This is a genomic window from Rhodovulum imhoffii, from assembly GCF_003046545.1.
GTDB classification, from domain to species: domain Bacteria; phylum Pseudomonadota; class Alphaproteobacteria; order Rhodobacterales; family Rhodobacteraceae; genus Rhodovulum; species Rhodovulum imhoffii.
In genome coordinates this window covers 13,911-38,314 of record NZ_QAAA01000023.1, presented here as the reverse complement: position 1 = coordinate 38,314, position 24,404 = coordinate 13,911, and the positions used below count along the sequence as shown (strand labels likewise).

General features: G+C 62.5%; 20 protein-coding genes and 2 tRNA genes. 8 read left to right on the top strand and 14 right to left on the bottom strand.

Annotation, left to right across the window (positions count from 1 at the left end):
• Positions 1–387: 387 nt before the first annotated feature.
• The 6 genes from C8N32_RS13350 to leuC all read right to left on the bottom strand — a co-directional run bounded on the left by C8N32_RS13350 (position 388) and on the right by leuC (position 6,150).
• On the bottom strand, positions 388–1,410 hold the full coding sequence (locus C8N32_RS13350) for an IS110 family RNA-guided transposase (RefSeq protein WP_107893480.1): 1,023 nt from the start codon (positions 1,408–1,410) through the stop codon (positions 388–390).
• A 383-nt stretch (positions 1,411–1,793) separates the two neighbouring features.
• Positions 1,794–1,870, bottom strand: a tRNA-Pro gene (locus C8N32_RS13345).
• A 69-nt stretch (positions 1,871–1,939) separates the two neighbouring features.
• Positions 1,940–3,046, bottom strand: a complete 1,107-nt coding sequence (gene leuB / locus C8N32_RS13340) for a 3-isopropylmalate dehydrogenase (protein ID WP_107893479.1) — start codon at positions 3,044–3,046, stop codon at positions 1,940–1,942.
• A 28-nt stretch (positions 3,047–3,074) separates the two neighbouring features.
• Positions 3,075–4,091 (bottom strand): endonuclease/exonuclease/phosphatase family protein, encoded by a 1,017-nt coding sequence (locus tag C8N32_RS13335; RefSeq protein WP_107893478.1) that lies wholly within the window; start codon positions 4,089–4,091, stop codon positions 3,075–3,077.
• 37 nt (positions 4,092–4,128) lie between these two features.
• Positions 4,129–4,734, bottom strand: a complete 606-nt coding sequence (gene leuD, locus C8N32_RS13330; protein WP_107893477.1) for a 3-isopropylmalate dehydratase small subunit — start codon at positions 4,732–4,734, stop codon at positions 4,129–4,131.
• A 12-nt stretch (positions 4,735–4,746) separates the two neighbouring features.
• Positions 4,747–6,150 (bottom strand): 3-isopropylmalate dehydratase large subunit, encoded by a 1,404-nt coding sequence (gene leuC / locus C8N32_RS13325; protein ID WP_107893476.1) that lies wholly within the window; start codon positions 6,148–6,150, stop codon positions 4,747–4,749.
• 429 nt (positions 6,151–6,579) lie between these two features.
• Between leuC and rsfS the strand changes: the two genes are divergently transcribed.
• The 6 genes from rsfS to fabG all read left to right on the top strand — a co-directional run bounded on the left by rsfS (position 6,580) and on the right by fabG (position 11,825).
• The gene (gene rsfS, locus C8N32_RS13315; protein WP_170106809.1) at positions 6,580–6,945 is read left to right on the top strand and encodes a ribosome silencing factor; all 366 of its coding nucleotides are present in this window, start codon (positions 6,580–6,582) and stop codon (positions 6,943–6,945) included.
• Positions 6,946–7,416 carry a 23S rRNA (pseudouridine(1915)-N(3))-methyltransferase RlmH gene (gene rlmH / locus C8N32_RS13310; protein WP_107893474.1) on the top strand — a complete coding sequence of 157 codons (471 nt, stop codon included), beginning with the start codon at positions 6,946–6,948 and terminating at the stop codon, positions 7,414–7,416.
• Positions 7,417–7,480: 64 nt separating this feature from the next.
• Positions 7,481–8,998, top strand: a complete 1,518-nt coding sequence (gene gpmI / locus C8N32_RS13305) for a 2,3-bisphosphoglycerate-independent phosphoglycerate mutase (RefSeq protein ID WP_107893473.1) — start codon at positions 7,481–7,483, stop codon at positions 8,996–8,998.
• Positions 8,999–9,129: 131 nt separating this feature from the next.
• Positions 9,130–10,464 (top strand): S41 family peptidase, encoded by a 1,335-nt coding sequence (locus C8N32_RS13300; protein ID WP_107893472.1) that lies wholly within the window; start codon positions 9,130–9,132, stop codon positions 10,462–10,464.
• Positions 10,461–10,952 carry an RNA pyrophosphohydrolase gene (locus C8N32_RS13295; protein ID WP_107893471.1) on the top strand — a complete coding sequence of 164 codons (492 nt, stop codon included), beginning with the start codon at positions 10,461–10,463 and terminating at the stop codon, positions 10,950–10,952. Before C8N32_RS13300 ends, C8N32_RS13295 begins: the two co-directional genes overlap by 4 nt.
• 93 nt (positions 10,953–11,045) lie before the next feature.
• A complete protein-coding gene (gene fabG, locus C8N32_RS13290) occupies positions 11,046–11,825 on the top strand; it encodes a 3-oxoacyl-ACP reductase FabG (protein WP_107893470.1) in 780 nt (259 codons plus the stop codon).
• A gap of 43 nt (positions 11,826–11,868) precedes the next feature.
• Here the strand turns inward: fabG and serA are convergent, their stop codons facing one another.
• The 6 genes from serA to C8N32_RS13260 all read right to left on the bottom strand — a co-directional run bounded on the left by serA (position 11,869) and on the right by C8N32_RS13260 (position 19,626).
• The gene (serA, locus tag C8N32_RS13285) at positions 11,869–13,464 is read right to left on the bottom strand and encodes a phosphoglycerate dehydrogenase (protein WP_107893469.1); all 1,596 of its coding nucleotides are present in this window, start codon (positions 13,462–13,464) and stop codon (positions 11,869–11,871) included.
• A 58-nt stretch (positions 13,465–13,522) separates the two neighbouring features.
• The gene (locus C8N32_RS13280) at positions 13,523–14,668 is read right to left on the bottom strand and encodes a phosphoserine transaminase (RefSeq protein WP_107893468.1); all 1,146 of its coding nucleotides are present in this window, start codon (positions 14,666–14,668) and stop codon (positions 13,523–13,525) included.
• A gap of 609 nt (positions 14,669–15,277) precedes the next feature.
• Positions 15,278–15,353: transfer RNA gene (locus tag C8N32_RS13275), tRNA-Thr, on the bottom strand.
• Between the two features lie 1,138 nt (positions 15,354–16,491).
• The gene (deoD, locus tag C8N32_RS13270; RefSeq protein WP_107893467.1) at positions 16,492–17,196 is read right to left on the bottom strand and encodes a purine-nucleoside phosphorylase; all 705 of its coding nucleotides are present in this window, start codon (positions 17,194–17,196) and stop codon (positions 16,492–16,494) included.
• 4 nt (positions 17,197–17,200) lie between these two features.
• On the bottom strand, positions 17,201–17,512 hold the full coding sequence (locus C8N32_RS13265) for an H-NS histone family protein (protein WP_107893466.1): 312 nt from the start codon (positions 17,510–17,512) through the stop codon (positions 17,201–17,203).
• Positions 17,513–17,658: 146 nt separating this feature from the next.
• Positions 17,659–19,626 (bottom strand): protein meaA, encoded by a 1,968-nt coding sequence (locus tag C8N32_RS13260; RefSeq protein WP_107893465.1) that lies wholly within the window; start codon positions 19,624–19,626, stop codon positions 17,659–17,661.
• 235 nt (positions 19,627–19,861) lie between these two features.
• On the opposite strand from C8N32_RS13260, the gene ccrA reads away from it, so the two are divergent.
• Positions 19,862–21,154 (top strand): crotonyl-CoA carboxylase/reductase, encoded by a 1,293-nt coding sequence (gene ccrA / locus C8N32_RS13255; RefSeq protein ID WP_107893464.1) that lies wholly within the window; start codon positions 19,862–19,864, stop codon positions 21,152–21,154.
• Between the two features lie 39 nt (positions 21,155–21,193).
• On the top strand, positions 21,194–22,708 hold the full coding sequence (locus tag C8N32_RS13250; protein WP_107893463.1) for an ATP-dependent DNA helicase: 1,515 nt from the start codon (positions 21,194–21,196) through the stop codon (positions 22,706–22,708).
• Here C8N32_RS13250 and C8N32_RS13245 read toward each other — a convergent pair.
• A complete protein-coding gene (locus tag C8N32_RS13245) occupies positions 22,705–23,460 on the bottom strand; it encodes a TIGR02186 family protein (RefSeq protein ID WP_107893462.1) in 756 nt (251 codons plus the stop codon). The genes C8N32_RS13250 and C8N32_RS13245 overlap by 4 nt on opposite strands.
• Positions 23,460–24,371, bottom strand: a complete 912-nt coding sequence (locus tag C8N32_RS13240; protein ID WP_107893461.1) for a sulfite exporter TauE/SafE family protein — start codon at positions 24,369–24,371, stop codon at positions 23,460–23,462. Before C8N32_RS13240 ends, C8N32_RS13245 begins: the two co-directional genes overlap by 1 nt.
• Between the last annotated feature and the right edge of the window lie 33 nt (positions 24,372–24,404).

Genomic DNA, 24,404 nt, shown 5'->3' with positions numbered 1-24,404 from the left:
CACCGCCGGTCACCCCGCCAGCAGGATCGACGAGCTCCTGCCATGGAACTTCAACCCGTCAAGCTGAACAGGCGTGCCGCGGTGACAGCGCTTACTGTTGACCGCCCCTTCAGGCCCCGCCGATTAGTACGTGCAACGAATGGCATGTGTGGATGGCTCCTGCATAGCAAGTCCTTTTCGGTCTGATTTGTGCGTTTGTCAGAAGCAGTCATGTGTCCGGCCTGTTTGCGCGGTTTCGACCGCTGGCCCTGATGGGTTCCGCAAACCAGGTCCCTTACAGCTTAGCGGGCAATTGCGCCCGGGCCATTCGGCGGGGTGTCCTGGTTTTGGCGGCTGACTTATGCACCATCATCTCGCGGGTCTTGCTAACTCGTCGTTCCTTTCCTCTCAGACTGCAGCGCGTGGGTTGTATGGCTCATTGCGGGTCAAAACAGCCCAGACGATCCTGGCCGTCTTGTTTGCCATGGCGACGGTCGCGACACGGGCGGGTTTGCGTTCGAGCAATGACGTCAACCATTTGCTGGCCCGCTCGGGGTGGGATCGTGTTTGTCGGACCAGTGATGTCATGCCGACGACAAGCAGAGATCGCAAATACTGGTCGCCCATCTTTGTGATCCGTCCCAGTTTCTCCTTGCCGCCGCTGGATTTGTTTGCGGGGGTCAAACCCAGCCAGGCAGCAAACTCCCTGCCATTTTGGAACTGATGCCCGTCGCCAATGCTGGCAATAATCGCGGAAGCTGTTACCGCGCCGACACCGGGTATCGTGCGCAATAAACGAACACGCGCATCTTCTTTGGCGACCAGCTTCAGGCGTTCCTCATACCAGCGGATCCGTTTATGCAGCGACATAAGTTGTTCCGACAGATTGAGGATCACCTCGTTGGCGATCTCCGGCAGGTCGAGCACTTCACCAAGGGTGATGTCTTCGGCAAAGCTGATCACACGGGCCAAGCCTCTCGGAATGAAAATGCCGAACTCGGCAACCAGTCCTCGCAAGCCGTTGATCAACTGCGTTCTTTGACGAACCAAAAGGTCGCGCGCCCGATGCAGCGACAGCAGCGATTGTTGCTCAACCGTTTTAATCGCGACGAAACGCATGGTCGGACGGGTCAAGGCTTCGCAGATGGCCTCGGCATCGATTGCGTCGGACTTCCCACGCTTGACATACGGCTTCACATACATCGGCGGGATCAGTCGAACCTCGTGACCCAAGGCAGTGAGTTTGCGTGCCCAGTGATGGGCGCTGCTGCACGATTCCATGCCGACCAGGCAGGGATCCAGTTTTTCAAAGAACGATAGAAATTGCGCTCGTCGCAGCGGGCGGTTGAACACCACTTCTTCGCTTTCTGTAATACCGTGGACTTGGAAGACGTTCTTCGCCAGATCAACGCCGATTGTGGTAACTTGCATGGGGCGGCTCCTCTCATAAGCAGATTTTGAGACCTGCACTATGGCGCATCGCGACGCCGGTTGGAGCAGGAGCCATCCACCCCATCAGCTTCTATGGGCCGCACCGCAGCATTGGGAAATAGCGATGAACGGCAGCAAAGGGCCGAAATTTCCGCGACAATGCAGCAAAGCGTAGGCTCGCTTTGTCAGCTATTAGCCTCGTCGACAACCTTTGGGTTCCAGGCATATTCCACGTTTTCATGAAGCGGCGCACCGGCGCGGCGGGTGCAGATAAGGTGTTTGCCCTCTAGCGGCGGGCAAACCCGAGCCAGGGCAAAACGGCGCTCAAAGGTCACATCGTGACGCGAAAGGACAAATGTCCTGACTATCGATATTGAAAATATTGGTCGGAGTGAGAGGATTCGAACCTCCGGCCCCTGCCTCCCGAAGACAGTGCTCTACCAGGCTGAGCTACACTCCGACCGAGTGGAGGCGGATTACAGCGCCCAAAGAGGATTTGCAAGAGGACAATCGCCCCCTTGCGCGGTTTTCAAAGGCTCGCGTCCAGCGCGGCAAGGATGGCGTCGCCCATTCCCTGTGTCGAGGTCGGGCTTTCACCTTCGGACTGCATCAGATCGACCGTACGCACGCCTTCGGCCAATACCTTTTCCACGGCTTTTTCCAGGCGCGACGCTTCCGCCCCCTGGTCGAAGGAGTAGCGCAGCGCCATTGCAAAACTTAGGACACAGGCACATGGGTTGGCCTTGCCCTGGCCCGCAATATCGGGGGCCGAGCCGTGCACCGGTTCGTACATCGCTTTTGGGCGCCCGTTCTCCATCGGCGCGCCAAGACTCGCGGAGGGCAACATGCCCAGGCTGCCGGTCAGCATTGCCGCAACGTCAGAGAGCAGGTCGCCGAAAAGGTTATCGGTCAGGATCACGTCGAACTGCTTGGGCCAGCGGCAAAGCTGCATGCCGCCGGCATCGGCATACATGTGGCTCAGGTCTATATCCGGGTAATCGGCGTCATGTACCGCCTGAACGACATCGCGCCACAGGATGCCCGATTCCATCACGTTCGCCTTCTCCATCGAGCAGACCTTGCCGTTGCGCTTGCGGGCCAGTTCGAACGCCGCACGGGCGACACGGTCGATCTCGGCCTCGGTGTAACGCTGGGTGTTGATCCCAACGCGCTGGCCACCCTCTTCGACGATGCCGCGTGGCTGACCGAAATAGACCCCCGAGGTCAGTTCCCGCACGATCATGATGTCGAGACCGGCCACGACATCGCGCTTGAGGCTGGAAAAATCCGCCAGCGCATCGAAACACTGAGCCGGGCGCAGGTTGGCGAACAGGTCCATTTCCTTGCGCAAGCGCAGCAAGCCACGCTCCGGCTTGAGACTGAAGTCGAGCGTGTCGTATTGCGGGCCGCCCACCGCGCCCAGCAGTACGGCATCGGCCTGTTGAGCCCTGGCCATCGTCGCATCCGCAAGCGGTACGCCATGCGCATCATAGGCCGCGCCGCCCACAAGGTCTTCGGTGATATCGAAGGTCAGCCCGCGCCGGGCGCCGAACCAGTCGATGATGCGGCGCACCTCGGCCATGACCTCGGGGCCAATACCGTCGCCGGGCAGGATCAGAAGGGAAGGGGTGGTCATGTCTGTTGTCCTTTTCGTGAAGAGAAATTCAGGGCAGGGCCAGGTCAACCCAGACGAGCCTGTGGGAAGAGGCGTGCGCAACGGTTTCTGCCAGCGGGCCGAAGCCGGAGAACACACCGGTGCCATGCACGGTCAGGCCGGGGGCAGGCAGTGCGTAATCCACCCTCAGGCTGGCGGTGCGGGGCCAGAAGGCGGTATGCAGGTTGCCTTCAGAGTCGCGGGGGGCCGGCTCCTGCACCAGCCCGCTGTCCAGAAAGGCGCGCATCGCCATGCTGTGGCCGTCGCCGTCATGCGGGTCGAGATTGGCGCCCCCAAGCAGGACAAACCGGGCGGGGGCGTCCGGGCTCTCAAGGTAGATCTGCCAGAAACGCAACTCATCGCGGTTACGCAGGCCGTTGCGATCCTCGGGGCCATCAAAGACCGGGGGCGTGGCGTGGAACGCCAGAATATGAAAGGGTCTGCCTTTCACCATCACCGGGATGTCCCAATGGGCGGTGGACGAAAGCCGTTGCGCCGCCTGTGCTTCGGCGGAGGGGAAAGGGGCCTCATCTGTTGCGGGCAGGATCGCGCCGGGCAGATCCCGCCAGAGAAGATCCGAAAAATCCCGCACGTTTTCCCCCGCAATGGGCCACCGTGAGAGCAGCGCCATCCCCCCTTGCCCCGCGAAGGTCCCCCAGCCTTGCGCATCCCCGGGACCGCCGGAGCGTCCGTCGCCATCCATGTCCAGCCCGGTGCGCAGGCCGGTATTGGGGCGCAGGGCGAAAAGATGCGGGAAGTCCGCCCCCACCTTGCGCAAGCGGCCCGCCAGTGCCGTCAGCGCGGCATTGGCGGCGTCATAATCGAAATCCAGCAACAGCAGGATATCCGGGGCTGCGGCATTTATGACCTCCACAACCGCCTGTACCTGTGGGTCCCCTTTCTGAATGTCGCGCAGCATCACACCCGGCCCGTTCCGGGACAGGCCGGTGTGATAGACGCCCACGCGCAGGGGCTGGGCCACGGCCACGCCCGCACAGAAGATCAGGAGGATCGCCAGCACTCGCATCCCGAAAAAGGCCGCCCCCCGAAGGGCGGCCCGAATCTCAGACCCAGGGGCGGGACTGGGCGGCCTGCGCCTCGAAACTGTCGATGGCCGCGGCCTTTTCCAGCGTCAGCCCGATATCGTCCAGCCCGTTCAGCAGGCAGTGTTTGCGAAACGGGTCCACGTCAAAGCGAATCTCGCCGCCGTCGGGGCCGGTGATCGTCTGGTTTTCGAGATCCACCGTCAGCACCGCGTTGGCCCCACGCTCGGCGTCGTCCATCAGCTTGTCCACATCCCCTTGCGGCAAGGCGATGGGCAGGATGCCGTTCTTGAAACAGTTGTTGAAGAAAATATCCGCGAAACTGGGCGCGATGATACAGCGGATGCCGAAATCCCTGATGGCCCAGGGCGCGTGTTCGCGTGAGGACCCACAGCCGAAATTATCCCCCGCCACGAGGATCCGCGCATTCCGGTAGGCGGGTTTGTTCAGCACGAAACCGGGGATTTCCTTGCCCCCGGCGTCATGGCGCATCTCGTCGAAGAGGTTCTTGCCCAACCCCGAACGCTGGATCGTTTTCAGGAACTGCTTGGGGATGATCATGTCGGTATCGACGTTGATCAGCGGCAGGGGCGCGGCAATGCCGGTGAGTTTTTCGAACTTTTCCATGGCCTTTGCTCCTTACATCAGATCCCGGACATCGGTCAGTTTGCCGGTCACGGCAGCGGCGGCGGCCATGGCGGGGCTCATCAGGTGAGTCCGCCCGCCGCGGCCTTGCCGGCCCTCGAAATTGCGGTTCGAGGTGGAGGCGCAACGCTCTTCAGGCTGTAACTGGTCGGGGTTCATGGCAAGACACATGGAGCAGCCGGCCAGACGCCATTCGAACCCGGCGCCGGTGAAGATATCGGCCAGGCCTTCTTCCTCGGCCTGTGCACGCACAAGGCCCGATCCGGGCACGATCATGGCGCGCACGCCCTTGGCGACCTTCTTGCCCCGCACGATCTCGGCGACGGCGCGCAGATCCTCGATCCGCCCGTTGGTGCAGGATCCGATGAACACCGCGTCGATGCCGATATCCGACAGCTTCATCCCCGGCCTCAGCCCCATGTAATCGAGTGCGCGGCGCGCGGCCTCCACCTTGCCGCCGGAAAAGCTTTCCGGGTCGGGGACCACATCGGTGATGGGCAGAACGTCCTCGGGCGAGGTGCCCCAGGTGACAACGGGGGCAATATCCTCGCCCCGGAGGGTCACGACCTTGTCCCACCGGGCATCGTCATCGGAGTAAAGCGTTTTCCACCAGTCCAGCGCGGCTTCCCACTGGGCGCCCTTGGGGGCGTGGGGGCGGCCTTTGACATAGTCGAAGGTGGTCTCGTCCGGGGCGATAAGGCCGGCCCGCGCGCCGCCTTCGATGGCCATGTTGCACACGGTCATGCGCCCCTCCATGCTGAGCGCGCGAATCGCCTCGCCGCAATACTCGATGACATGGCCGGTGCCGCCGGCGGTGCCGGTCTTGCCGATGACGGCCAGCGTGATGTCCTTGGCGGTAACGCCCGGGCGCAGCTTGCCGGTGATCTCCACCTTCATGTTCTTCGACTTTTTCTGGATCAGGGTCTGCGTGGCCAGAACGTGTTCGACCTCCGAGGTACCGATACCATGGGCCAGCGCGCCGAAAGCCCCGTGGGTGGCGGTGTGGCTGTCGCCACAGACCACCGTCATGCCCGGCAAGGTCCAGCCCTGTTCGGGTCCGACGATATGCACGATGCCCTGACGGATGTCGTTCACCGGATAGTAGTTGATGCCGAATTCGCGGGCGTTGGTGTCCAGCGCCTCGACTTGAATACGCGATTCCTCGTTGGCGATGCCGGCTTCACGGTCGGGGGTTGTAGGCACGTTGTGGTCGGGCACGGCGATGGTTTTTTCCGGTGCGCGTACGGCGCGGTTTGCCATGCGCAGCCCCTCGAAGGCTTGCGGGCTTGTGACCTCGTGCACAAGGTGGCGGTCAATATACAGCAGGCAGGTGCCGTCCTCGCCCGCGTCCACCAGATGGGCGTCCCAGATCTTGTCATAGAGTGTCTTGCCGGTCATGGAATTCTCCGCGGCTGGATATGTGGGGATGGCGAAACGAAAGGAAGGGCCGCCTTATGGGCGGGCCAGCACCGAAAGCGACGCACCGAAGAACCGCCAGGGCAGGCGCGCGCGGTCGTCCATGTCGAAAACACGTTTCATGCTCTCCGAATACTCCTTTGCCGGGCGGCGTTCAAGGGCGCGCCGTACCCGAGAGGATCGCGCCGCATCATTGCCCGGAGGCGGGGAAAGAAGTTCCTGCCGTACATGGGCATCGGATGACCGCCTGCACCGTGGCGGACCGACCCGCCGCATTGAGATTTGTCCGCAGCGATGCTACGTTGAAAGACAGGCCCAGCGCCGGGGCTCTGTCGGCGCGCAATGTAGGAGGACGATGTCCTGTCTCACCATGCAGAGGCGGCCCGGCCCACGGCCGCAGCGAACGCACCCATGACCGGGCTCCCAATGGATGTTTCCAGCGAAGAATTGCTTGAGCACATCCTCGCATCCCTCAATGACGACAAGGCCGAAGATATCATCCCGATCGACCTGCGCGGCAAGTCGAGCATGGCCGATTACATGGTCATCTGCTCGGGGCGCTCTTCGCGTCAAGTCGCGGCTATTTCCGACAAGTTGCAGGATCGGCTGAAGCAGAATCTCGGCCGCCTGTCCAAGTTGGAAGGCAAGGACCAGGGGGACTGGGTCCTGATCGACGCGGGGGATGTGATTGTCCATGTCTTCCGTCCCGAGGTGCGCGAGTTCTACCAGCTTGAAAAGATGTGGATGGCGCCGACGGCGACCGGCGCCCGCAACTGAATGCGCCTGCATCTGTGCGCCGTGGGCCGGCTGAAATCCGGCCCCGAGCGTGTCCTGGCCGACGATTACATCACCCGTTTCGACCGCACCGGGCGGGCGCTTGGGCTGGGACCGCTGACCGAACACGCCGTGGAAGACCGCAAGGGAGGCGGTCGGGCTGCCGAGGCCCGGCTGTTGGCCGCCGCGATCCCGAAGGGGGCGCTGACCTGCACGCTGGACGAACGCGGCAAGGCAATGACCTCCCCTGATTTCGCGCAGCTTCTCTCCTACTGGCGGGACGGGGGCCGGGCAGACGTGGCCTTCGTGATCGGCGGTGCGGATGGGATCGACCCCGCCCTGCGCGGCCGCGCCGATGCCAGCCTGTCCTTTGGCAGGATGGTCTGGCCGCACATGCTGGCGCGGGTCATGCTGTGCGAACAGCTTTACCGGGCGGCCTCGATCCTTGCAGGCAGTCCGTACCACCGGGCCTGAGAAACCGCGGTTGTGCATCGGCCCGCACGCGCCTAGAACAGGCGCGAATTTCAAGAGGTCCGCCATGAACCACCCCAAACCCGTTGTTCTTTGCATTCTCGATGGCTGGGGCATCGGCCCCACCCCTGAACACAACGCGCCCCTGATGGCCGACACCCCCAGTTTCGACCGGTTGATGGCCACCTGCCCCCACGCAAAGCTGACGACCCACGGCCCCGACGCGGGCCTGCCCAGCGGACAGATGGGCAATTCCGAGGTCGGGCACACGAATATCGGCGCGGGGCGGGTCGTGGCGATGGATCTGGGCCAGATCGACCTTGCCATCGAGGATGGCAGCTTTTTCGAAAACGCCGCGCTGGGGGCGTTCATCGCCCGGCTGAAAGCCACCGGCGGCACCGCGCATCTGATGGGGCTGGTATCCGACGGCGGGGTGCATGGCCACAGCGCCCACATTCTCGCAGCGGCAAGGCATATCGTTGCGGCGGGGGTGACGGTTGCCATCCACGCCATCACGGACGGGCGCGACGTTCCCCCCAAATCCGCCAGCCGTTTCATTCCCGCGCTTGACGCTGCCTTGCCCGGTGGCGCGCGTATCGTCACCGTCATCGGCCGCTACTTTGCCATGGACCGGGACAATCGGTGGGAACGTGTGGCCCGTGCCTATGCCGCAATGTCCGGGGCGGAAGGGACCCCCGCCCCCACTGCGGAAGAGGCCGTCCGTGCCGCTTACGCACGCGGTGAAACCGATGAATTCATCCAGCCGACCGTGGTCGGCAACGGGCAAAAGCTGCGGGACGGCGATGGGTTTTTCTGCCTCAACTTCCGCGCCGATCGCGCCCGCGAGATATTGCGCGCCATCGGGGAGCCGGGTTTCGACGCCTTCGACACAGGCCCGCGGTCCGACCTGGCCGCGCTTTTGGGCATGGTGGAATATTCGACCGGTCACAACGCCTACATGACCGCGGTGTTTCCAAAGCGCGACATCGTGAATACCCTTGGCGCCTGGGTGGCCCGCCAGGGCCTGCGCCAGTTTCGCCTGGCCGAGACGGAGAAGTACCCTCATGTCACCTTTTTCCTGAACGGCGGCAAGGAACCCCCCGAAGAGGGAGAGGATCGTTTCATGCCCCCCAGCCCCAAGGTCGCCACCTATGACCTGCAACCGGAAATGGCCGCGCCCGAAGTGGCGGAGACTCTCGTCCGGGCCATCGGGGAAAGGTATGACCTGATCGTGGTAAATTTCGCCAACCCCGACATGGTGGGCCATACTGGTGATCTGCAAGCGGCCATCAAGGCCTGTGAGGCTGTGGATGCGGGCCTTGGCCGGGCGCTCGGGGCGCTGGAACGGGCGGGTGGCGCGATGATCGTGACGGCGGATCACGGCAATTGTGAAACCATGTACGACCCGATCACCGACGGTCCGCACACGGCGCATACCCTGAACCCGGTGCCTGTCATCATGGTTGGCGGCCCGGAGGGGGCGGCCCTGCGCGACGGGCGGCTTTCGGACCTGGCGCCAACGGTACTGGCGCTGATGGGGTTACCCCAGCCCACAGAGATGACGGGCCAAAGCCTGATTGTCTGAACAGCACCCGATCGTGATGCGCTGCCGAAAATAGGTGGTGGCGCCACGACCCCGGAAACGGTTTATATAGGCTTGAGGTTCAAGACAGCGCCACCGCCCGCTCCGGGCTGCACGGCAAGGGAAATGACGCCATGAGGAAATTCGTGATGGCCGCGTTGGGCGGCACGGTGGCCGGGACGCTTCTGGCCACGCAGGTGGCAGGACCGCTTCTGGCACAGGAGGCGGAGCGCAAGGCGACGGTTTACGAACAGCTTGACCTGTTCGGCGACATCTTCGAACGCGTCCGCGCAGCTTATGTCGAGGAAGTGGACGATGCCGATCTGATCCGGGCCGCGATCAACGGGATGCTGACCTCGCTCGATCCCCATTCCAGCTACCTGCCGCCGGACGATTTCGAGACCATGCAGGTTCAGACCAGCGGAGAATTCGGCGGTCTGGGGATCGAAGTCACGCAGGAGGAGGGCTTTGTCAAGGTCGTCTCTCCTATCGACGGGACGCCTGCCGATGAGGCCGGGATCGAGGCGGGAGATTTCATCACCCATGTCAACGGGGAAAGCGTGCTGGGCCTGACGCTGGACGAGGCGGTCGAGATGATGCGCGGCCCGGTCGGCAGCGAAATCGTCATCACCGTGGCGCGCGAAGGTGCGGACGAACCCTTCGACGTCACCATCGTGCGCGACACGATCAAGCTGACCGCCGTGCGCTCCCGCGTGATCGGGGATGCGGTGGTGGTGCGGGTAACCACGTTCAACGAACAGACCTACCCCAACCTGAAGGCCGAACTGGAGAAGTCCATCGGCGAGATGGGGGGGCCGGAGGCCGTCGACGGTGTCGTGCTCGACCTGCGCAACAACCCCGGCGGGTTGTTGACGCAGGCAATCAAGGTTTCGGATGCCTTCCTCGACGCGGGGGAGATCGTTTCCACCCGCGGGCGCAACCCCGCCGACAGCGATCGTTACAACGCCACCAAGGGGGATCTTGTCGGGGGAAAGCCGATGGTCGTGTTGATCAACGGTGGCTCCGCATCGGCGTCTGAGATTGTCGCGGGCGCGCTGCAAGACCATCGCCGGGCCATCGTCGTGGGGGAGCGCAGCTTCGGAAAGGGGTCTGTCCAGACGGTGATCCCGCTTCAGGCCGATGGGGCCATGCGCCTGACCACCGCCCGCTATTACACGCCGTCGGGCCGTTCGATTCAGTCGCTGGGGGTTGCCCCAGATATCGTCGTCGAACAGCCCCCACGCCTTCCCGCCCCACAGGATGACGATGCCCCTGCACGGGAATCCCCGCATGAGGCCGATCTGCGCGGTGCGCTGGACAATGACAGCATGACCGAGGATGAGCGCCGCCAGCTTGAGGAAGAAGCCAGGAAGGCCGAGGATGCCGCCCGCCTGCGGCAGGAGGATTACCAGCTGGCCTACGCCATCGACATCCTGACCGGTCTCAACGCGATCAACGGTGCGAAATGACCCCCGCAGAGATCGAGGCCTTGCCCTACAGGCCTTGCGTGGGCGTGATGCTGACCAACGCCGAGGGCAAGGTGTTCGTCGGGCAGCGCATCGACACGGAACCCCCGGCATGGCAGATGCCGCAGGGGGGAATCGACAAGGGTGAGACCCCGAAAGAGGCCGCGCTGCGGGAACTGGGCGAAGAAACCGGAATTTCCCCCGATCTGGTCGGCATCGCTGCCGAGACCCGCGGCTGGGTGTATTATGACCTGCCTCATACGCTGGTGCCCCGGATATGGAAGGGGCGATACCGCGGGCAGAAACAGAAATGGTTCCTGATGCGGTTTCTCGGTCGCGACGACCAGATTGACATTCGAACCGTGCACCCGGAGTTTTCCGAATGGACGTGGCTAGATCCGGAAGAGTTGGTGCCTGGCATCGTGCCCTTCAAACGTGAGGTCTATGCACAGGTGGTGCGGGAACTGGCGCCCGAAATCCCGCGCCCGTAACTGCGGCGCGGACGCACGCCCCCTTGGCCCGCGCATGAGGATGCCTTTATCGGTTGCAAGGACCGGGCTCCGGGGAAGCAGAAGGTTTGCATAATGTTGAAATCGATCAGGGGGCGCAGCGTTATCGTGACCGGAGGCTCCAAGGGGATCGGCAAGGGTATCGCCGGTGTCTTTGCCGCGCAGGGGGCCAGGGTGATGATCGCCGCGCGCGGCGCCACCGCAGCCGAAAACACGGTCCAGGAGATCGCCGCCGCTGGGGGCACTGCCGCGTTCCATTGCTGCGATGTCAGAGATTGGGGCAGCGTCCAGGGTCTGGTCGCCGCGACAGAGAACGCCTTTGGCCGGGTGGACATTCTTTGTGCCAATGCGGGCATCTTTCCCCAGGTCAAACTGACCGAGATGACCCCCGAAGACTGGGATGACGTCATGGCAGCCAACCTGAAAAGCACGTTCCTGAGCGTGAAAGCATGCGTCCCGGCCTTTCAAAAGGCAGGCAAGGGCCGGGTTATCCTGACATCTTCGATCACCGGGCCGATAACAGGCTTTCCGGGGTGGGCCCATTACGGCGCGTCGAAGGCCGGGCAGCTTGGTTTCCTGAAATCGGCCGCGATGGAACTGGCCCGCGACAACACCACCGTGAACGCGATCCTGCCTGGCAATATCTATACCGAGGGGTTGGCCGGTCTGGGTCAGAAATACCTGGACGGCATGGCCGCCGCCATCCCCCTGGGCCGGCTTGGCACGGTCGAGGATATCGCAAACGCCGCGCTGTTCCTCGCCTCGGATGAGGCCGGGTTCATCACGGGACAGCAGATCGTTGTGGATGGCGGCCAGGTTCTGCCCGAAAGCACCGACGCGCTGGCCGCGATCTGAAAGCGGGGCCTGCAAGAGCAGGCCCCATCGCATCGGTTCGGGGTCAGGCCACGTTGAATTCCAGCGGACGCACCTGCTGGAATTTGCCGGTGGCACGCAGAGCTTGCAGAACCGCCTCCGACAGAGGCGCATCCAGATACATCAGCGCGATCGCACTCTTGCCTGCGCCGGTGCGGCCAAGGGTGAAGTTGGCGATGTTGACCTGATGATCGGCCATCACGCCGCCCAATGTACCGATGATGCCGGGAACATCCTCGTTGGTGGTGTAGAGCATGTATTCCCCGATCTCGGCGTCAATATTGATGCCCTTGATCTGGATGAAGCGCGGTTTCCCGTCCGAGAATACCGTTCCGGCGATGGAACGTTCGCGCGTGTCGGTCACAACGGTGACCTTCACGTAGCCTTCGAAGGTCCCGGATTTCTCCTGCGTGGTGGTGGAAACGGCGATCCCGCGCTCCTTGGCCACCACGGGGGCAGACACCATATTCACGGCCGGGTTCGCGGTTTTCAGCAGCCCGGCAATGGCGGCGGCGTTCAGCGCCTCGGTCTTCATCGTGGTGACGATGCCGTCGTAAAGGATGTTCATGGCCTTGATCGGTTCATCGGTCATCTGCCCGATGAAGGCTCCAAGATGCTCGGCCAGGGCAATCCAGGGGCCCATGACCTTGGCCTCTTCGGCGGTGATGGAGGGCATGTTGATGGCATTCGTCACCGCGCCGGTCAGCAGGTAGTCCGACATCTGTTCGGCCACTTGCAGGGCGACGTTCTCCTGTGCTTCGCTGGTGGAAGCCCCGAGATGCGGGGTACAGACCACGTTGGGCAAGTTGAAAAGCACGTTCTCCTTCGCCGGTTCCACGGCGAACACATCCAGTGCCGCCCCCGCGACATGGCCCGATTGCAGCATCTCGGCCAGGGCGTCCTCATCGATAAGACCGCCGCGGGCACAATTGACGATTCGCACGCCTTTCCTGGTCTTCGCGAGGTTCTCACGGCTAAGGATATTGGCCGTTTTCTCTGTCATCGGGACATGCAGGGTGATGAAGTCGGCTTTGGTCAGCAGATCGTCCAGATCGACCTTATGAACGCCCAGCTTGTCGGCGCGATCCTGGGACAGGAACGGATCATAGGCCAGCACTTTCATGCGCAACCCCAGTGCCCGGTCCGCCACGATGGAGCCGATATTGCCGCAGCCGATCAGGCCCAGTGTCTTGCCCGTGACCTCGACACCCATGAACCGGGATTTTTCCCACTTTCCGGCATGGGTGGATGCGTTGGCCTCGGGGATCTGGCGGGCAACGGCCATCATCATCGAAATCGCGTGTTCTGCGGTGGTGATGGAGTTGCCGAACGGCGTGTTCATCACGATCACACCCTTCTTGGACGCGGCGTTCAGGTCGACATTGTCCACGCCGATCCCGGCCCGCCCCACGACCTTGAGATTGGTCGCGGCCTCCAGGACCTTGTCGGTCACCTTTGTGGCGGAGCGGATGGCAAGGCCGTCATACTTGCCGATCACCTCCAGCAGCTTTTCCTTGTCCTTGCCGAGGTCGGGCTGGAAGTCCACCTCGATGCCGCGATCACGGAAAATCTGCACGGCGGTTTCGGAAAGCTTGTCGGAAACGAGAACTTTGGGGGCCATGGTCGGCTCTCCTCGGTGAAAATTTTGGAAAAGGGGCGCGCGAACGCGCCCACTGGGATCAGCCCTGCGCGGCGATCTCGGTCTCAAAGGCCCATTCGATCCAGGGCATCAGGGCTTCCAGGTTCGCGGCCTCGACCGTTGCGCCGCACCAGATGCGCAGACCCGCCGGGGCATCGCGATAGGCGCCGATATCATAGGCTACCCCCTCGGCTTCCAGCCGTTTGGCCACGGCCTTGGCAAAGGCGGCCCCATCCTTGATGCGGGCATCGGTGAATTTCAGGCATACGCTGGTATTGGAACGTGTCGCCGGGTCCGTGGCGAGGTTCTCGATCCACTCGCGGGAGTCGACGAAGCCGGCCACGACAGCGGCGTTTGCGTCGGCCCTGGCCATCAGTGCGGACAACCCGCCGATGGATTTGGCCCAGTCCAGCGCGACGAGGTAATCCTCAACCGCCAGCATCGAGGGCGTGTTGATCGTTGCACCTTCGAAGATGCCCGCGTTCAGCTTTCCGCCCTTGGTCATGCGGAAAATCTTGGGCAACGGCCAGGCGGGGGTGTAGCTTTCCAGACGTTCCACCGCGCGGGGGCTGAGAATCAGCATCCCGTGGGCGGCTTCGCCCCCCATCACCTTTTGCCAGCTGAAGGTGGTCACATCCAGCTTGTCCCATGGCAGATCCTGGGCGAAGGCGGCACTGGTGGCGTCACAGATCGTCAGGCCCTCACGATCGGCGGGAATCACATCGCCATTGGGGACGCGCACGCCACTGGTGGTGCCGTTCCACGTGAAGACAACGTCATTGCTGAAATCCACGCCAGCGAAATCGACGATTTCGCCGTAAGGGGCCTCATGCACGCGGGCCTCCAGTTTGAGCTGTTTTACGACATCGCTCACCCAGCCCGCGCCAAAGCTTTCCCAGGCCAGCATCTCGACACCGCGCGCGCCCAGCATCGACCACAGGGCCATTTCGACCGCCCCGGTATCTGATGCGGGCACGATGCCGATCTTGTAGTCAGCCGGAACGCCAAGAATCTCGCGTGTGGTTTCGATCGCGGCTTTCAGCTTCGCCTTGCCCAGGGCAGCACGATGGGAGCGGCCCAGCGCAGCATCGGCAAGTTTGTCGAGAGAGAAAATCGGAGCCTTGGCGCAGGGGCCCGAAGAAAAACGCGGATCAGCCGGCCGCGTCGCCGGGGTTTCGGTAACCATCTATGGTATCCTTCCAGATAAGCGCCCCTCGTTGGGGAGGGGTGTCCCGCTGCCGGAGATACGCTCACCCAGGAAAAACAGCAAGAGAGACATGGGCCAGAGATGCAGAAAAATGCAGCCCAGTGCAAAACAATGCCGGAACGCAAGTTTCCGATTGGCACAAATCCGACACAAAGCGCGGCAGGCCTGAGATCCACCACAAATTGCGGCCGCACAGGTCATGTTGTCAGCCGAAAGAAACAAAGATCGACAGGGCGGCTACTGCAATCCGGTTCGCGCCGAGAGCGGGGCGATGGAGGGCAGCCATAAGCGCCACCTACATCCATCAGGGTTGCCCGAAGGTGTGAAGCCATTCGGCCTGTCGGACATGCTGCACATACGGCTTGGGATTCGTTTTCCTAAACATTACGGCGGATCACTTCACTGGGGGAGGCTCAGCGCCTAAACTCGAACAGAAACCGAACCAGAACCTCCGTTGCAAAACCGCCCACTATGTCCGGAAAATCTGATGGCGGACAGTGACTTTTGGGACTGACGGTTTGTTCTTTGCAGGTTTCCGGCAGGCTTACTGTTCAGAACCGACGAATTATCTACAGATCGGGAATCTCATGGTGCCCCAAGACGGACTCGAACCGCCGACCTACTATTTACGAAACAGTTGCTCTACCAGCTGAGCTATTGGGGCTATGCGGATGACCGTTTAAACGCAACGGGCTACCCGTGCAAGGCAGAATCAGGCGGAATGTGGCCGCAGCCTTGTATCTCTTGCGCCTGTCAGGACATCGTCGGCGTTTCCCAAAACCAACATCCGGGGAAAGCGTATGCGCCCGACAACGGCGGCTGACACGGCAGGGGAAGCGACACCCTTGCCGGTTGTAAAACTTCAGACTGGGTCTGACGGGCGGTGGGGGGCGGTCCGATGGCCTGGGCGACCCGATGAGCGGCTTGGCCGTCGGTTTTATTGTCAGCGGCGCAGCTTCGAGTTAACCGGCAACGCGGTCTTGGCTGGTGCAGCCGAGCACATGCCCCCAGGGGCAGCACACCGCCTCCGGGAAGCCAGCACGGGGCGTTTTGTGGACCGCGTCAACGACAGGAGGCGCGATGAGCTTTTGCATGGAATAATATTTCGCATCATGGCCGGACTATCAGGATCTTCAATACCGGCAGGACCGTTCGGGCCTTGCTTTGTCGCGGATCAAACCGCCATCTGCGAATTTTCGGATCTGACGCCGGGCGGCGCGGCCCTGGCCGTGGGCCGCAACCTGATTTTTGCGGCCATGTCAGGCTGACCCCGATTTCCGCCGCAGCAAACACGGGCGTGGCGCAACTGAAACTGGCGGTGCTTTCGCGGGCCATCGCCCCGGACTGGTGGCACGGGGTCAACATATCCGGGGGCCGGACGGCTGGACAGCTGGCGGCCGGAGAAATCAGAACGCCGTAACATGGCGGTATTCTCCCCCGCCCCACGAGGATAAACGGGGGTATTTCTGTGGGGTAAATCCGGAGACCGACGCCCGAGTCTTGACAGGACTTGTCACGACGCAGGAGTTTTCAATATCCAGCTGCGTATCTTTCCCTTGGTCTGCTTGAGGCGCACATCCGTCCGGCAGAAAATCGGCACGGTCCGTTTTTGCGAAGTAACCGGTCCCGATGATCCCGGCTTTGCGGTGGCGGTTTGCGAATGGGTTTTGCCGCGCACTTCGGAATAAACATCTTATGCGTGTTCTGGAGACGTGGTTGGCGTTGCGGAAACCCACTTGCCCGAAGGGCGTGGCGGAAACGCGCCTTCATGCTTGATATGTGAAAACGGCTTGCCGCTTGTATCAGCCCAGGGCTGCGGTCAGGGCGACCTTCACCATTTGGGTGAAGCTGGCTTCGCGTTCCTCTGAGGAGAGGGTTTCTCCGGTTACAAGGTGGTCCGACACAGTCAGGACCGACAAGGCCCGCGCCCCGTGCCGGGCCGCGAGTGTGTAAAGCTCCGCGGTTTCCATCTCGACGGCCAGTATACCATGGCGTCGCATCTGTTCTTCAAGGTCCGGGCGTTCGTCATAAAAAACGTCTGAGGAATAGATGTTCCCGGCATGACATGGCGCCCCGAGTGTGCGTGCTGCCGCATCCGCCGCTTTCAGCAGGGTAAAATCTGCGCAAGGGGCAAAGTTCACTTCGCGGAAGATACCACGGGAAGGGGTTGAAAGCGTTGTTGCCGTCATGGCGAGAACGAGGTCACGCAGCCTGACCTGCGGCTGCATCGCCCCGGCGGACCCAATCCTTATGAGGGTTTTGGCCCCGAAATCGCGCAACAACTCGTTAACGTAAATGGAGAGGGAGGGCATTCCCATCCCGGTTCCGTGGAAGGTGACGGGCTGCCCCTTCCACGTCCCGGTGTATCCCAACATCCCCCGAACACGATTGATGCAGCGGGGAGACTCGAGAAAAACCTCCGCCGCCCACTTGGCCCGCATGGGGTCGCCGGGAAGCAGAACCGTCTCTGCTATATCCCCGGGGGCGGCGGCGATATGGATGGTCATCGGGTCAGATTTCCATATCGGAAATTTCCGTGCCGGCCCTGATAGCATCCTTGAACCATGCGGGCTGGCGCCCGCGTCCCGTCCATGTCTGATTCAGGTCTTTTGGGTTGCGATACTTCGGCAGGGCGTTCCCCTTGCCGCCTTTCGACTTGTCCAGAAGCTCGGGCAAGGAGAATCCGTATTCGCGCGCAGCCTCTTCAGCGGCCTTGCGTGCTTCTTCCCGCCGCCGGGCCTCAAGGCTGGCCAGCGCCTTTTCGACCCGTGTTTTCAAGGTGACGAGTTCCTGACGGTTCATTGCGTCAAGATTGATATCCACTGCACGCTCCTTTTACGCTATTGCGGCTTCAGGATTCATCTAAACCCTATAATGCCAACCCTGGTCAATGTCGGTTCGATCAATTTTTTGAATCTGCGTTCCGGCACAAAGTAAATATTTCTGCGTCCAAATTGAATTTTCGCCTTTTATTGTGCGGCAATAGGGGGAGACGAAATCAATCCGACGATATCGAACATGATTCGATTTAGTTCAAAATCTTTAGGGGTATAAATTTTTGCAACACCCATGGCGCGCAGGCGCTGCGCATCTTCCTCGGGAATGATGCCGCCAACAACCACGGGAATATGCAGCAGGTCGGCCTCTTTCATTTTCTGCATCAGGGTTTCCAAGAGCGGGATGTGGCTGCCGGAAAGAATCGAAAGACCGACGACATGCACCTCGTCGCGTTTCGCGGCGGCGACGATTTCGCCGGGCGTGAGGCGGATGCCCTCGTAGGAAATTTCAAAGCCGCAATCTCTTGCGCGTGCGGCGATTTGCTCTGCGCCGTTGGAGTGGCCGTCCAGCCCCGGCTTCCCGACCAGCAGCTTCGGTTTGCGGCCGAGCCGTTTGCCGAGTGCGCCGACCTCGGCGCGGATGTCGTCCAGCCCCTCGGTGCGGTTGGAAGGATTCGGCGATACGCCTGTCGGGCCACGGTACTGACCGAAGACGCCGCGCATGACATCGGCCCATTCGCCGGTGGTGGCCCCGGCGCGCGCGGCCTCTATCGAAGGGGGCATGATGTTTGCGCCGGTTTCGGCCGCCTTGCGCAGCGCGGCGAGGGCTTTTTCCACCCGTGGGGCGTCGCGCTCCGTGCGCCAGGCGTTCAGGCGGGCGATCTGGTCGGCCTCGGCCTTCGGGTCGGCGAGCATGATCGCCTCCTCTCCCGCGGTCAGGGGGGAGGGTTCGGCCTCGGTCCAGCGGTTCACGCCAACGACGGTCGTGCCGCCCGTTTCGATTCCGCCGATCCGGTCCGAGTGGCTTTCGACGAGACGCGATTTCATGTGATCGATCGCGGCGACGGCACCGCCCATGGCGTCGATCTGGGCCAGTTCGGCGCGGGCGTTGGCCTTGAGTTCCTCGACCTTGGCGGTGACCACCGGGTTGCCGTCGAACAGATCTCCATATTCCAGCAGATCGGTTTCGTAGGCCAGAATCTGCTGCATCCGCAGGGACCACTGCTGGTCCCATGGACGGGGCAGGCCAAGCGCCTCGTTCCACGCCGGAAGCTGGACGGCGCGGGCCCGCGCCGTCTTCGACAGGGTGACCGCGAGCATCTCGATCAGGATGCGATAAACGTTGTTTTCGGGCTGCTGCTCGGTCAGGCCAAGGCTGTTGACCTGTACGCCATAGCGGAAACGGCGAAACTTCGGGTCCTCGACACCGTAGCGTTCCGTACAGATTTCATCCCACAGTTCCACGAAGGCGCGCATCTTGCACATTTCGGTCACAAAGCGGATGCCCGCGTTCACGAAGAAGGAGATACGGCCCACCATGCTGGGGAAGTCTTCAGGCGCGACCTTGGCGCGCAGGTCGTCCAGCACTGCCGTGGCGGTGGCCAGCGCGTAGGAGAGTTCCTGCTCGGGCGTCGCGCCGGCCTCCTGCAGGTGATAGGAACATACGTTCATCGGGTTCCACCTGGGCAGGTGCACGCGCGTGTAGGCCGCGACATCGGTGATCATTCGCAGCGAAGGCTCGGGCGGGCAGATATACGTCCCGCGGGAAAGATATTCCTTGATCAGATCGTTCTGGACCGTCCCCTGGAGCCGGGACACATCCGCCCCCTGTTCCTCTGCCACGGCGATATACAGCGCAAGCAACCAGGGTGCCGGAGCGTTGATGGTCATGGAGGTATTCATCTGCTCCAGCGGGATGCCGTCGAACAGCAACCGCATGTCGCCCAGGTGGTCGACGGGCACGCCAACCTTGCCCACCTCGCCCCTGGCCAGTTCATGGTCGCTGTCATAGCCGGTCTGGGTCGGCAGGTCGAAGGCCACCGAAAGCCCCGTCTGCCCCTTGGCCAGGTTCTTGCGGTACAATGCATTCGAGGCTGTCGCGGTCGAGTGGCCCGCATAGGTGCGGAACAGCCAGGGGCGGTCTTTGGGGGTTTCGGTCATGGCTGGCCTCGGGGTTCAGGGTGGCAAGAATGTTTCGCTGAAACGGTGATAAGGAAAACAATGTACCGATGTCAATTCGCTGCGTTGCGGCAACACGTGACGTCGCGGGAGTCATAAAATTTCAAAATTCCTCCCAATTTCCGTTGCAAAGTTTCAATATCGCTTCTATCTCACCCTCAGGCAGCCTGCGATTCTGCATCGCGGCAAAACCTGTTGCGACACCAAGGAGGCCCCCATGGCGCTCGATGACAATCCTTCCGTCGTTCCCTACGACGCCCCAGAGAAAGATCTCTACGAGATCGGCGAGATGCCCCCCATGGGGTATACCCCCAGGCAGATGTATGCCTGGGCGATCCGCCGGGAACGCCACGGCGAACCCGACAAGTCCTTCGAGGTCGAGGTCGTGGATGTTCCGCGCCCCGACAGCCATGAGGTCCTGGTGCTGGTGATGGCCGCCGGCGTCAACTACAATGGCATCTGGGCAGGCCTGGGCGTCCCGATTTCGCCCTTTGACGGCCATGGCGCGGATTACCATATCGCGGGCTCGGATGCCTCCGGCATTGTCTGGGCCGTGGGCGACAAGGTGAAGAACTGGAAAGTGGGCGACGAGGTCGTGATCCACTGCAATCAGGATGACGGCGATGACGAAGAGTGCAACGGCGGCGACCCGATGTTCTCCCCCAGCCAGCGCATCTGGGGCTACGAAACCCCCGACGGGTCGTTTGCCCAGTTCACCTGCGTTCAGGCGCAGCAGCTTCTGCCCCGGCCCAAACACCTGACCTGGGAAGAAAGCGCCTGCTATACCCTGACCCTTGCCACCGCGTACCGGATGCTGTTCGGGCACAAGCCCCACGATCTCAAGCCGGGCCAGAACGTGCTGGTCTGGGGCGCGTCGGGGGGGCTCGGTTCCTATGCGATCCAGTTGATCAACACCGCGGGCGCGAACGCCATCGGCGTCATCTCCGACGAAGACAAGCGCGACTTTGTAATGGGCCTGGGCGCAAAAGGGGTTATCAATCGCAAGGATTTCAAGTGTTGGGGGCAACTGCCCAAGGTGAACACCCCGGAATACAAGGAATGGTTCGGAGAGGCGCGCAAGTTCGGCAAGGCCATCTGGGATATCACCGGCAAGGGCGTGAACGTGGACATGGTCTTCGAACATCCCGGCGAGGCAACTTTCCCAGTTTCCACCTTCGTGGTGAAACGCGGCGGCATGGTAGTAATCTGTGCCGGGACTTCGGGTTTCAACCTGACGATGGATGCCCGCTATGTCTGGATGCATCAGAAACGCATCCAGGGCAGCCATTTTGCCCATCTCAAGCAGGCGGCCGCCGCCAACCGCCTCATGGTGCAGCGCCGGCTGGACCCCTGCATGTCCGAGGTGTTCCCGTGGGCGGAGATTCCCGCCGCGCACATGAAGATGTACCGCAATGAACACAAACCGGGGAACATGGCGGTTCTGGTGCAGGCTCCGCAAACCGGTCTGCGCACCTTCGGGGACGTTCTGGAGGCCGGGTCGTCTGCCTGAGCACTGGCGCCCGGCGGGGGAGAGGGATAGTGTCCGCCCATGACCCCGCCGGTGAGCTATTCCAAAGATCAGGCCGAGGCCCATGACCGCGTGGCGGAACTTCTGCGCGGTATGGGGGTCGATTTGGACAATGCCCGCCTGTCGCCGCCGCGCGCCGGGCGGGCGTGCGTATTTGCGATTACCGGCAAGGCCGGGTCGGGCAAGACGATGCTGCTGGCCCGTCTGGTGGAGGCTATGCAGGAGGCCGGGGTGGAGGCGATTTCCGCCGATTATGAGGGCCGCCGTCGCAAGGACCGCCGCACGCTGGCCGTTCTCGCCCCCACCAACAAGGCTGCCAGCGTGCTGCGTCAGCGCGGTGTGCCTGCCACCACGATCCACCGAATCATCTACAGCCCCGTCTATGACCCCGAGTACCAGAAAATTGCCGACTGGCTGTCCGAAGGCGGGGTTTGCCCGCAGGTGGAAGGGCTGAGCGAGGCCGCGCTGGAGCGCGCGCGTATCTTCTATGAAACGCACAAGTCCATCCCCGGCGCACTGGCCGCCGCAGGGTTGCGCGGCAGCGACTTCATCACCGGCTGGAAGCGCCGCGACGAACCGCTGGATATCGGTCTGGTGGACGAGGCCTCGATGCTCGACCAGCGTCAGTTGGAGGATCTCCAGGAAATTTTCCCGACATTGATCCTGTTCGGGGATCCCGCGCAGCTTGCCCCGGTGAACCAGTCCGGCCAGATGGTGTTCGATGTATTGCCCGCTGAAAAGACGCAGGCACTGCACCGCATCCACCGGCAGGCCGGTGACAATCCGATCCTTGATCTCGCCCATGCGCTGGCAGACCCGGAGCTGGGCTTTGAAGCCTTCGAAGGGCTGGTCGAACAGGCGGCCCGCCGCGATGACCGTGTGCAGGTCGTGGGTCGGGTGGAGGCCGGCCTGATGGCGCGTTCGCCGGTTCTGGTCTGGCGCAACGCGACGCGCATCCGGCTGATCCACGCCTTTCGCCGTGCCTATGAGGCCCCGGAGGACGCGCTCCTGCCTGGTGAACCGCTGATCTGCGACGGGATAGAGCTGCCGCTCAGGCACCGCAAGAAACGGCTGGACCTTGAGGCGCGCGGGCTTATCAAGGGGGCACAGGTGGTTTACCTGGGGCCGGGACGGCGGCGGGGGTTTTCGCGCCTGCATGTCATCGGGGCCGAGGACCCCCAGGTTTCCGCTGCGTCCATCGTCAAGATCGAGATGCCGGACGAGGAAGAACCCTTTATCCCCTTTGCCGCTCACATGGGGGCGATTTTTCTGCACGGGGCGGCGGTAACCATCCACAAGGCGCAGGGGTCGCAATGGGAAACCGTGCAAGTCTTTGCCCCCGACCTTTTCGCCGCGGCGCGGATGGGCCGGGTGGAGGCCGGGCAACCACTTTGGAAACGTCTCGCCTATGTCGCCATCACGCGGGCCGAACAGCGCTTGCTCTGGGTCACGCGTTACCGGCTGTGCCGCCCGCAGGCACCGCTGGACATCGGAGATATTGCCGGTCCCGCGCCTCTGAAACTGGATGCGTCCTAGCTGCGGATATAGCGAAACAGCGTCGATGCGCCCCACCCCGCGAGTATGGCGATGGACAGGGACAGCAGTCCGTAAATGAAGGGCCGCTCATGGGCGAGGGTCCAGGCCCAGCGTTCCAGCCCCACCTTGCGCACCCCGATGGTGATTTCGTGCCGGTCGATCACCGTTCCCCCCCGGGTCAGGAAAATGCGGGCGGTGTAGTCGCCTTCGGTCAGGTTGGCGGGCAGTTTGATCGAGGTGCGAAACAGGGTTTGCTCCTGGAAGGATACTCGTGACGGCAGAGACTGGTACAAGCCCTCTTCCGTCCGCAGACGGATCAGCGCCTCGATGAAATCCGTGCTGTTGTCCGCCTGGCTGCTGGCCCCGATGGAGCGGATCGCCCGTTCGATGCTGACCTTGTGGCGCAGATCTTCGGTCTCGGTCAGGGCGGCGGACAGCGGACCGGAACTGGCCACCGCGTAAAAGCTGGGTGCGGCGGGCAGGGCAACGGCCTCGGTGTTGATCCAGATTCCCACGCGCCGATCCTTGCGGCGGATCGTGACCGGCTCCATCGGCCCGACCACGGAAATCAGGACATGCAGGGGGTTTTCCCGCAGGATCGGGGTTTCGCGCTTCACGGCGCCGAAGATCAGGATCTCGGAGCCCGCGAAGCTGGTGGTGATGGCCACGCGAGACTGGCTCAGCCCTGCAACGACGGTTTCCGCCCGCGCGGGCAAGGCAGCCAGGAGACACAGGATCATCACACGGATCATCACGCAACCCCGCCGGAAAGGGAGTAGAGCTCCACCGGTTTGAGCAACAGATCCAGCGCCAGCTTGCCGCAGACCGCCAGCACCAGAACGGCCAGCGCCACGCGCAATTGCTCCGCCTTCAGTTTCAGACCGATCTGGGTCCCCACCTGCGCGCCTATAACGCCGCCGACCAGCAGCAAAAGCGCCAGCCCCATGTCTACCGTGTAGTTGGTGACCGCGTGCAGCAGCGTCGTGAATGCGGTCACGAAGATGATCTGGAAAAGAGAAGTTCCCACCACGACCTTGGTGGGCATGCCCAGCAGGTAAATCATCGCCGGGACCATGATGAAGCCGCCTCCCACGCCCATCACGGCGGCCAGAACCCCTACCGCGGCGCCCACCAGAGCTGGCGGGATGACAGAGATGTAAAGCCCCGAGGTACGGAAGCGCATCTTGAAAGGCAGGGCATGAACCCAGCCGCGCTGGCGCCGCCTTGGGGGGGCGCCACGCCTGGTCCGGCGCAGGGTACGCAGGGATTCCACAAGCATCAGCGCCCCGATAACGCCCAGGAAGACGACGTAGCTGAGCCGCACCAGAAGATCGACCTGCCCCATGTCGCGAAGCAGGTTGAAAAGGGCCACCCCTCCCGCGGCCCCCACAAGCCCCCCTGCCAGAAGGACCGTCCCCATCCGCAGGTCCACCGTCTTGCGCCGGAAATGGGCGAGAACCGCAGAGAAGGATGAGGCCACGATCTGGTTGGCCGAGGTTGCCACGGCCACGGCGGGCGGGATGCCCACGAAAAACAGCAGCGGTGTGATCAGGAAGCCTCCGCCCACGCCGAACATGCCTGACAGAATGCCCACGAGTCCGCCAATTCCCAGCAGCAGGAACGCATTGACGGAGACTTCGGCGATGGGAAGATATATCTGCATGTTTGGTCCCTAAGGCCCGTCCGCGATTCCGGC

Bases quoted from the DNA above. Each gene is read 5' to 3' on its own strand.
- ccrA (WP_107893464.1), top strand. From the start codon at position 19,862: ATGGCGCTCGATGACAATCCTTCCGTCGTTCCCTACGACGCCCCAGAG.
- rlmH (WP_107893474.1), top strand. From the start codon at position 6,946: ATGCGCCTGCATCTGTGCGCCGTGGGCCGGCTGAAATCCGGCCCCGAG.
- rsfS (WP_170106809.1), top strand. From the start codon at position 6,580: ATGACCGGGCTCCCAATGGATGTTTCCAGCGAAGAATTGCTTGAGCAC.
- C8N32_RS13250 (WP_107893463.1), top strand. From the start codon at position 21,194: ATGACCCCGCCGGTGAGCTATTCCAAAGATCAGGCCGAGGCCCATGAC.
- C8N32_RS13295 (WP_107893471.1), top strand. From the start codon at position 10,461: ATGACCCCCGCAGAGATCGAGGCCTTGCCCTACAGGCCTTGCGTGGGC.
- C8N32_RS13280 (WP_107893468.1), bottom strand. From the start codon at position 14,668: ATGGTTACCGAAACCCCGGCGACGCGGCCGGCTGATCCGCGTTTTTCT.
- serA (WP_107893469.1), bottom strand. From the start codon at position 13,464: ATGGCCCCCAAAGTTCTCGTTTCCGACAAGCTTTCCGAAACCGCCGTG.
- deoD (WP_107893467.1), bottom strand. From the start codon at position 17,196: ATGACCATCCATATCGCCGCCGCCCCCGGGGATATAGCAGAGACGGTT.
- C8N32_RS13350 (WP_107893480.1), bottom strand. From the start codon at position 1,410: ATGCAAGTTACCACAATCGGCGTTGATCTGGCGAAGAACGTCTTCCAA.
- leuB (WP_107893479.1), bottom strand. From the start codon at position 3,046: ATGACCACCCCTTCCCTTCTGATCCTGCCCGGCGACGGTATTGGCCCC.
- C8N32_RS13240 (WP_107893461.1), bottom strand. From the start codon at position 24,371: ATGCAGATATATCTTCCCATCGCCGAAGTCTCCGTCAATGCGTTCCTG.
- leuC (WP_107893476.1), bottom strand. From the start codon at position 6,150: ATGACCGGCAAGACACTCTATGACAAGATCTGGGACGCCCATCTGGTG.
- C8N32_RS13260 (WP_107893465.1), bottom strand. From the start codon at position 19,626: ATGACCGAAACCCCCAAAGACCGCCCCTGGCTGTTCCGCACCTATGCG.
- C8N32_RS13300 (WP_107893472.1), top strand. From the start codon at position 9,130: ATGAGGAAATTCGTGATGGCCGCGTTGGGCGGCACGGTGGCCGGGACG.
- gpmI (WP_107893473.1), top strand. From the start codon at position 7,481: ATGAACCACCCCAAACCCGTTGTTCTTTGCATTCTCGATGGCTGGGGC.
- leuD (WP_107893477.1), bottom strand. From the start codon at position 4,734: ATGGAAAAGTTCGAAAAACTCACCGGCATTGCCGCGCCCCTGCCGCTG.
- C8N32_RS13245 (WP_107893462.1), bottom strand. From the start codon at position 23,460: ATGATCCGTGTGATGATCCTGTGTCTCCTGGCTGCCTTGCCCGCGCGG.
- C8N32_RS13335 (WP_107893478.1), bottom strand. From the start codon at position 4,091: ATGCGAGTGCTGGCGATCCTCCTGATCTTCTGTGCGGGCGTGGCCGTG.
- fabG (WP_107893470.1), top strand. From the start codon at position 11,046: ATGTTGAAATCGATCAGGGGGCGCAGCGTTATCGTGACCGGAGGCTCC.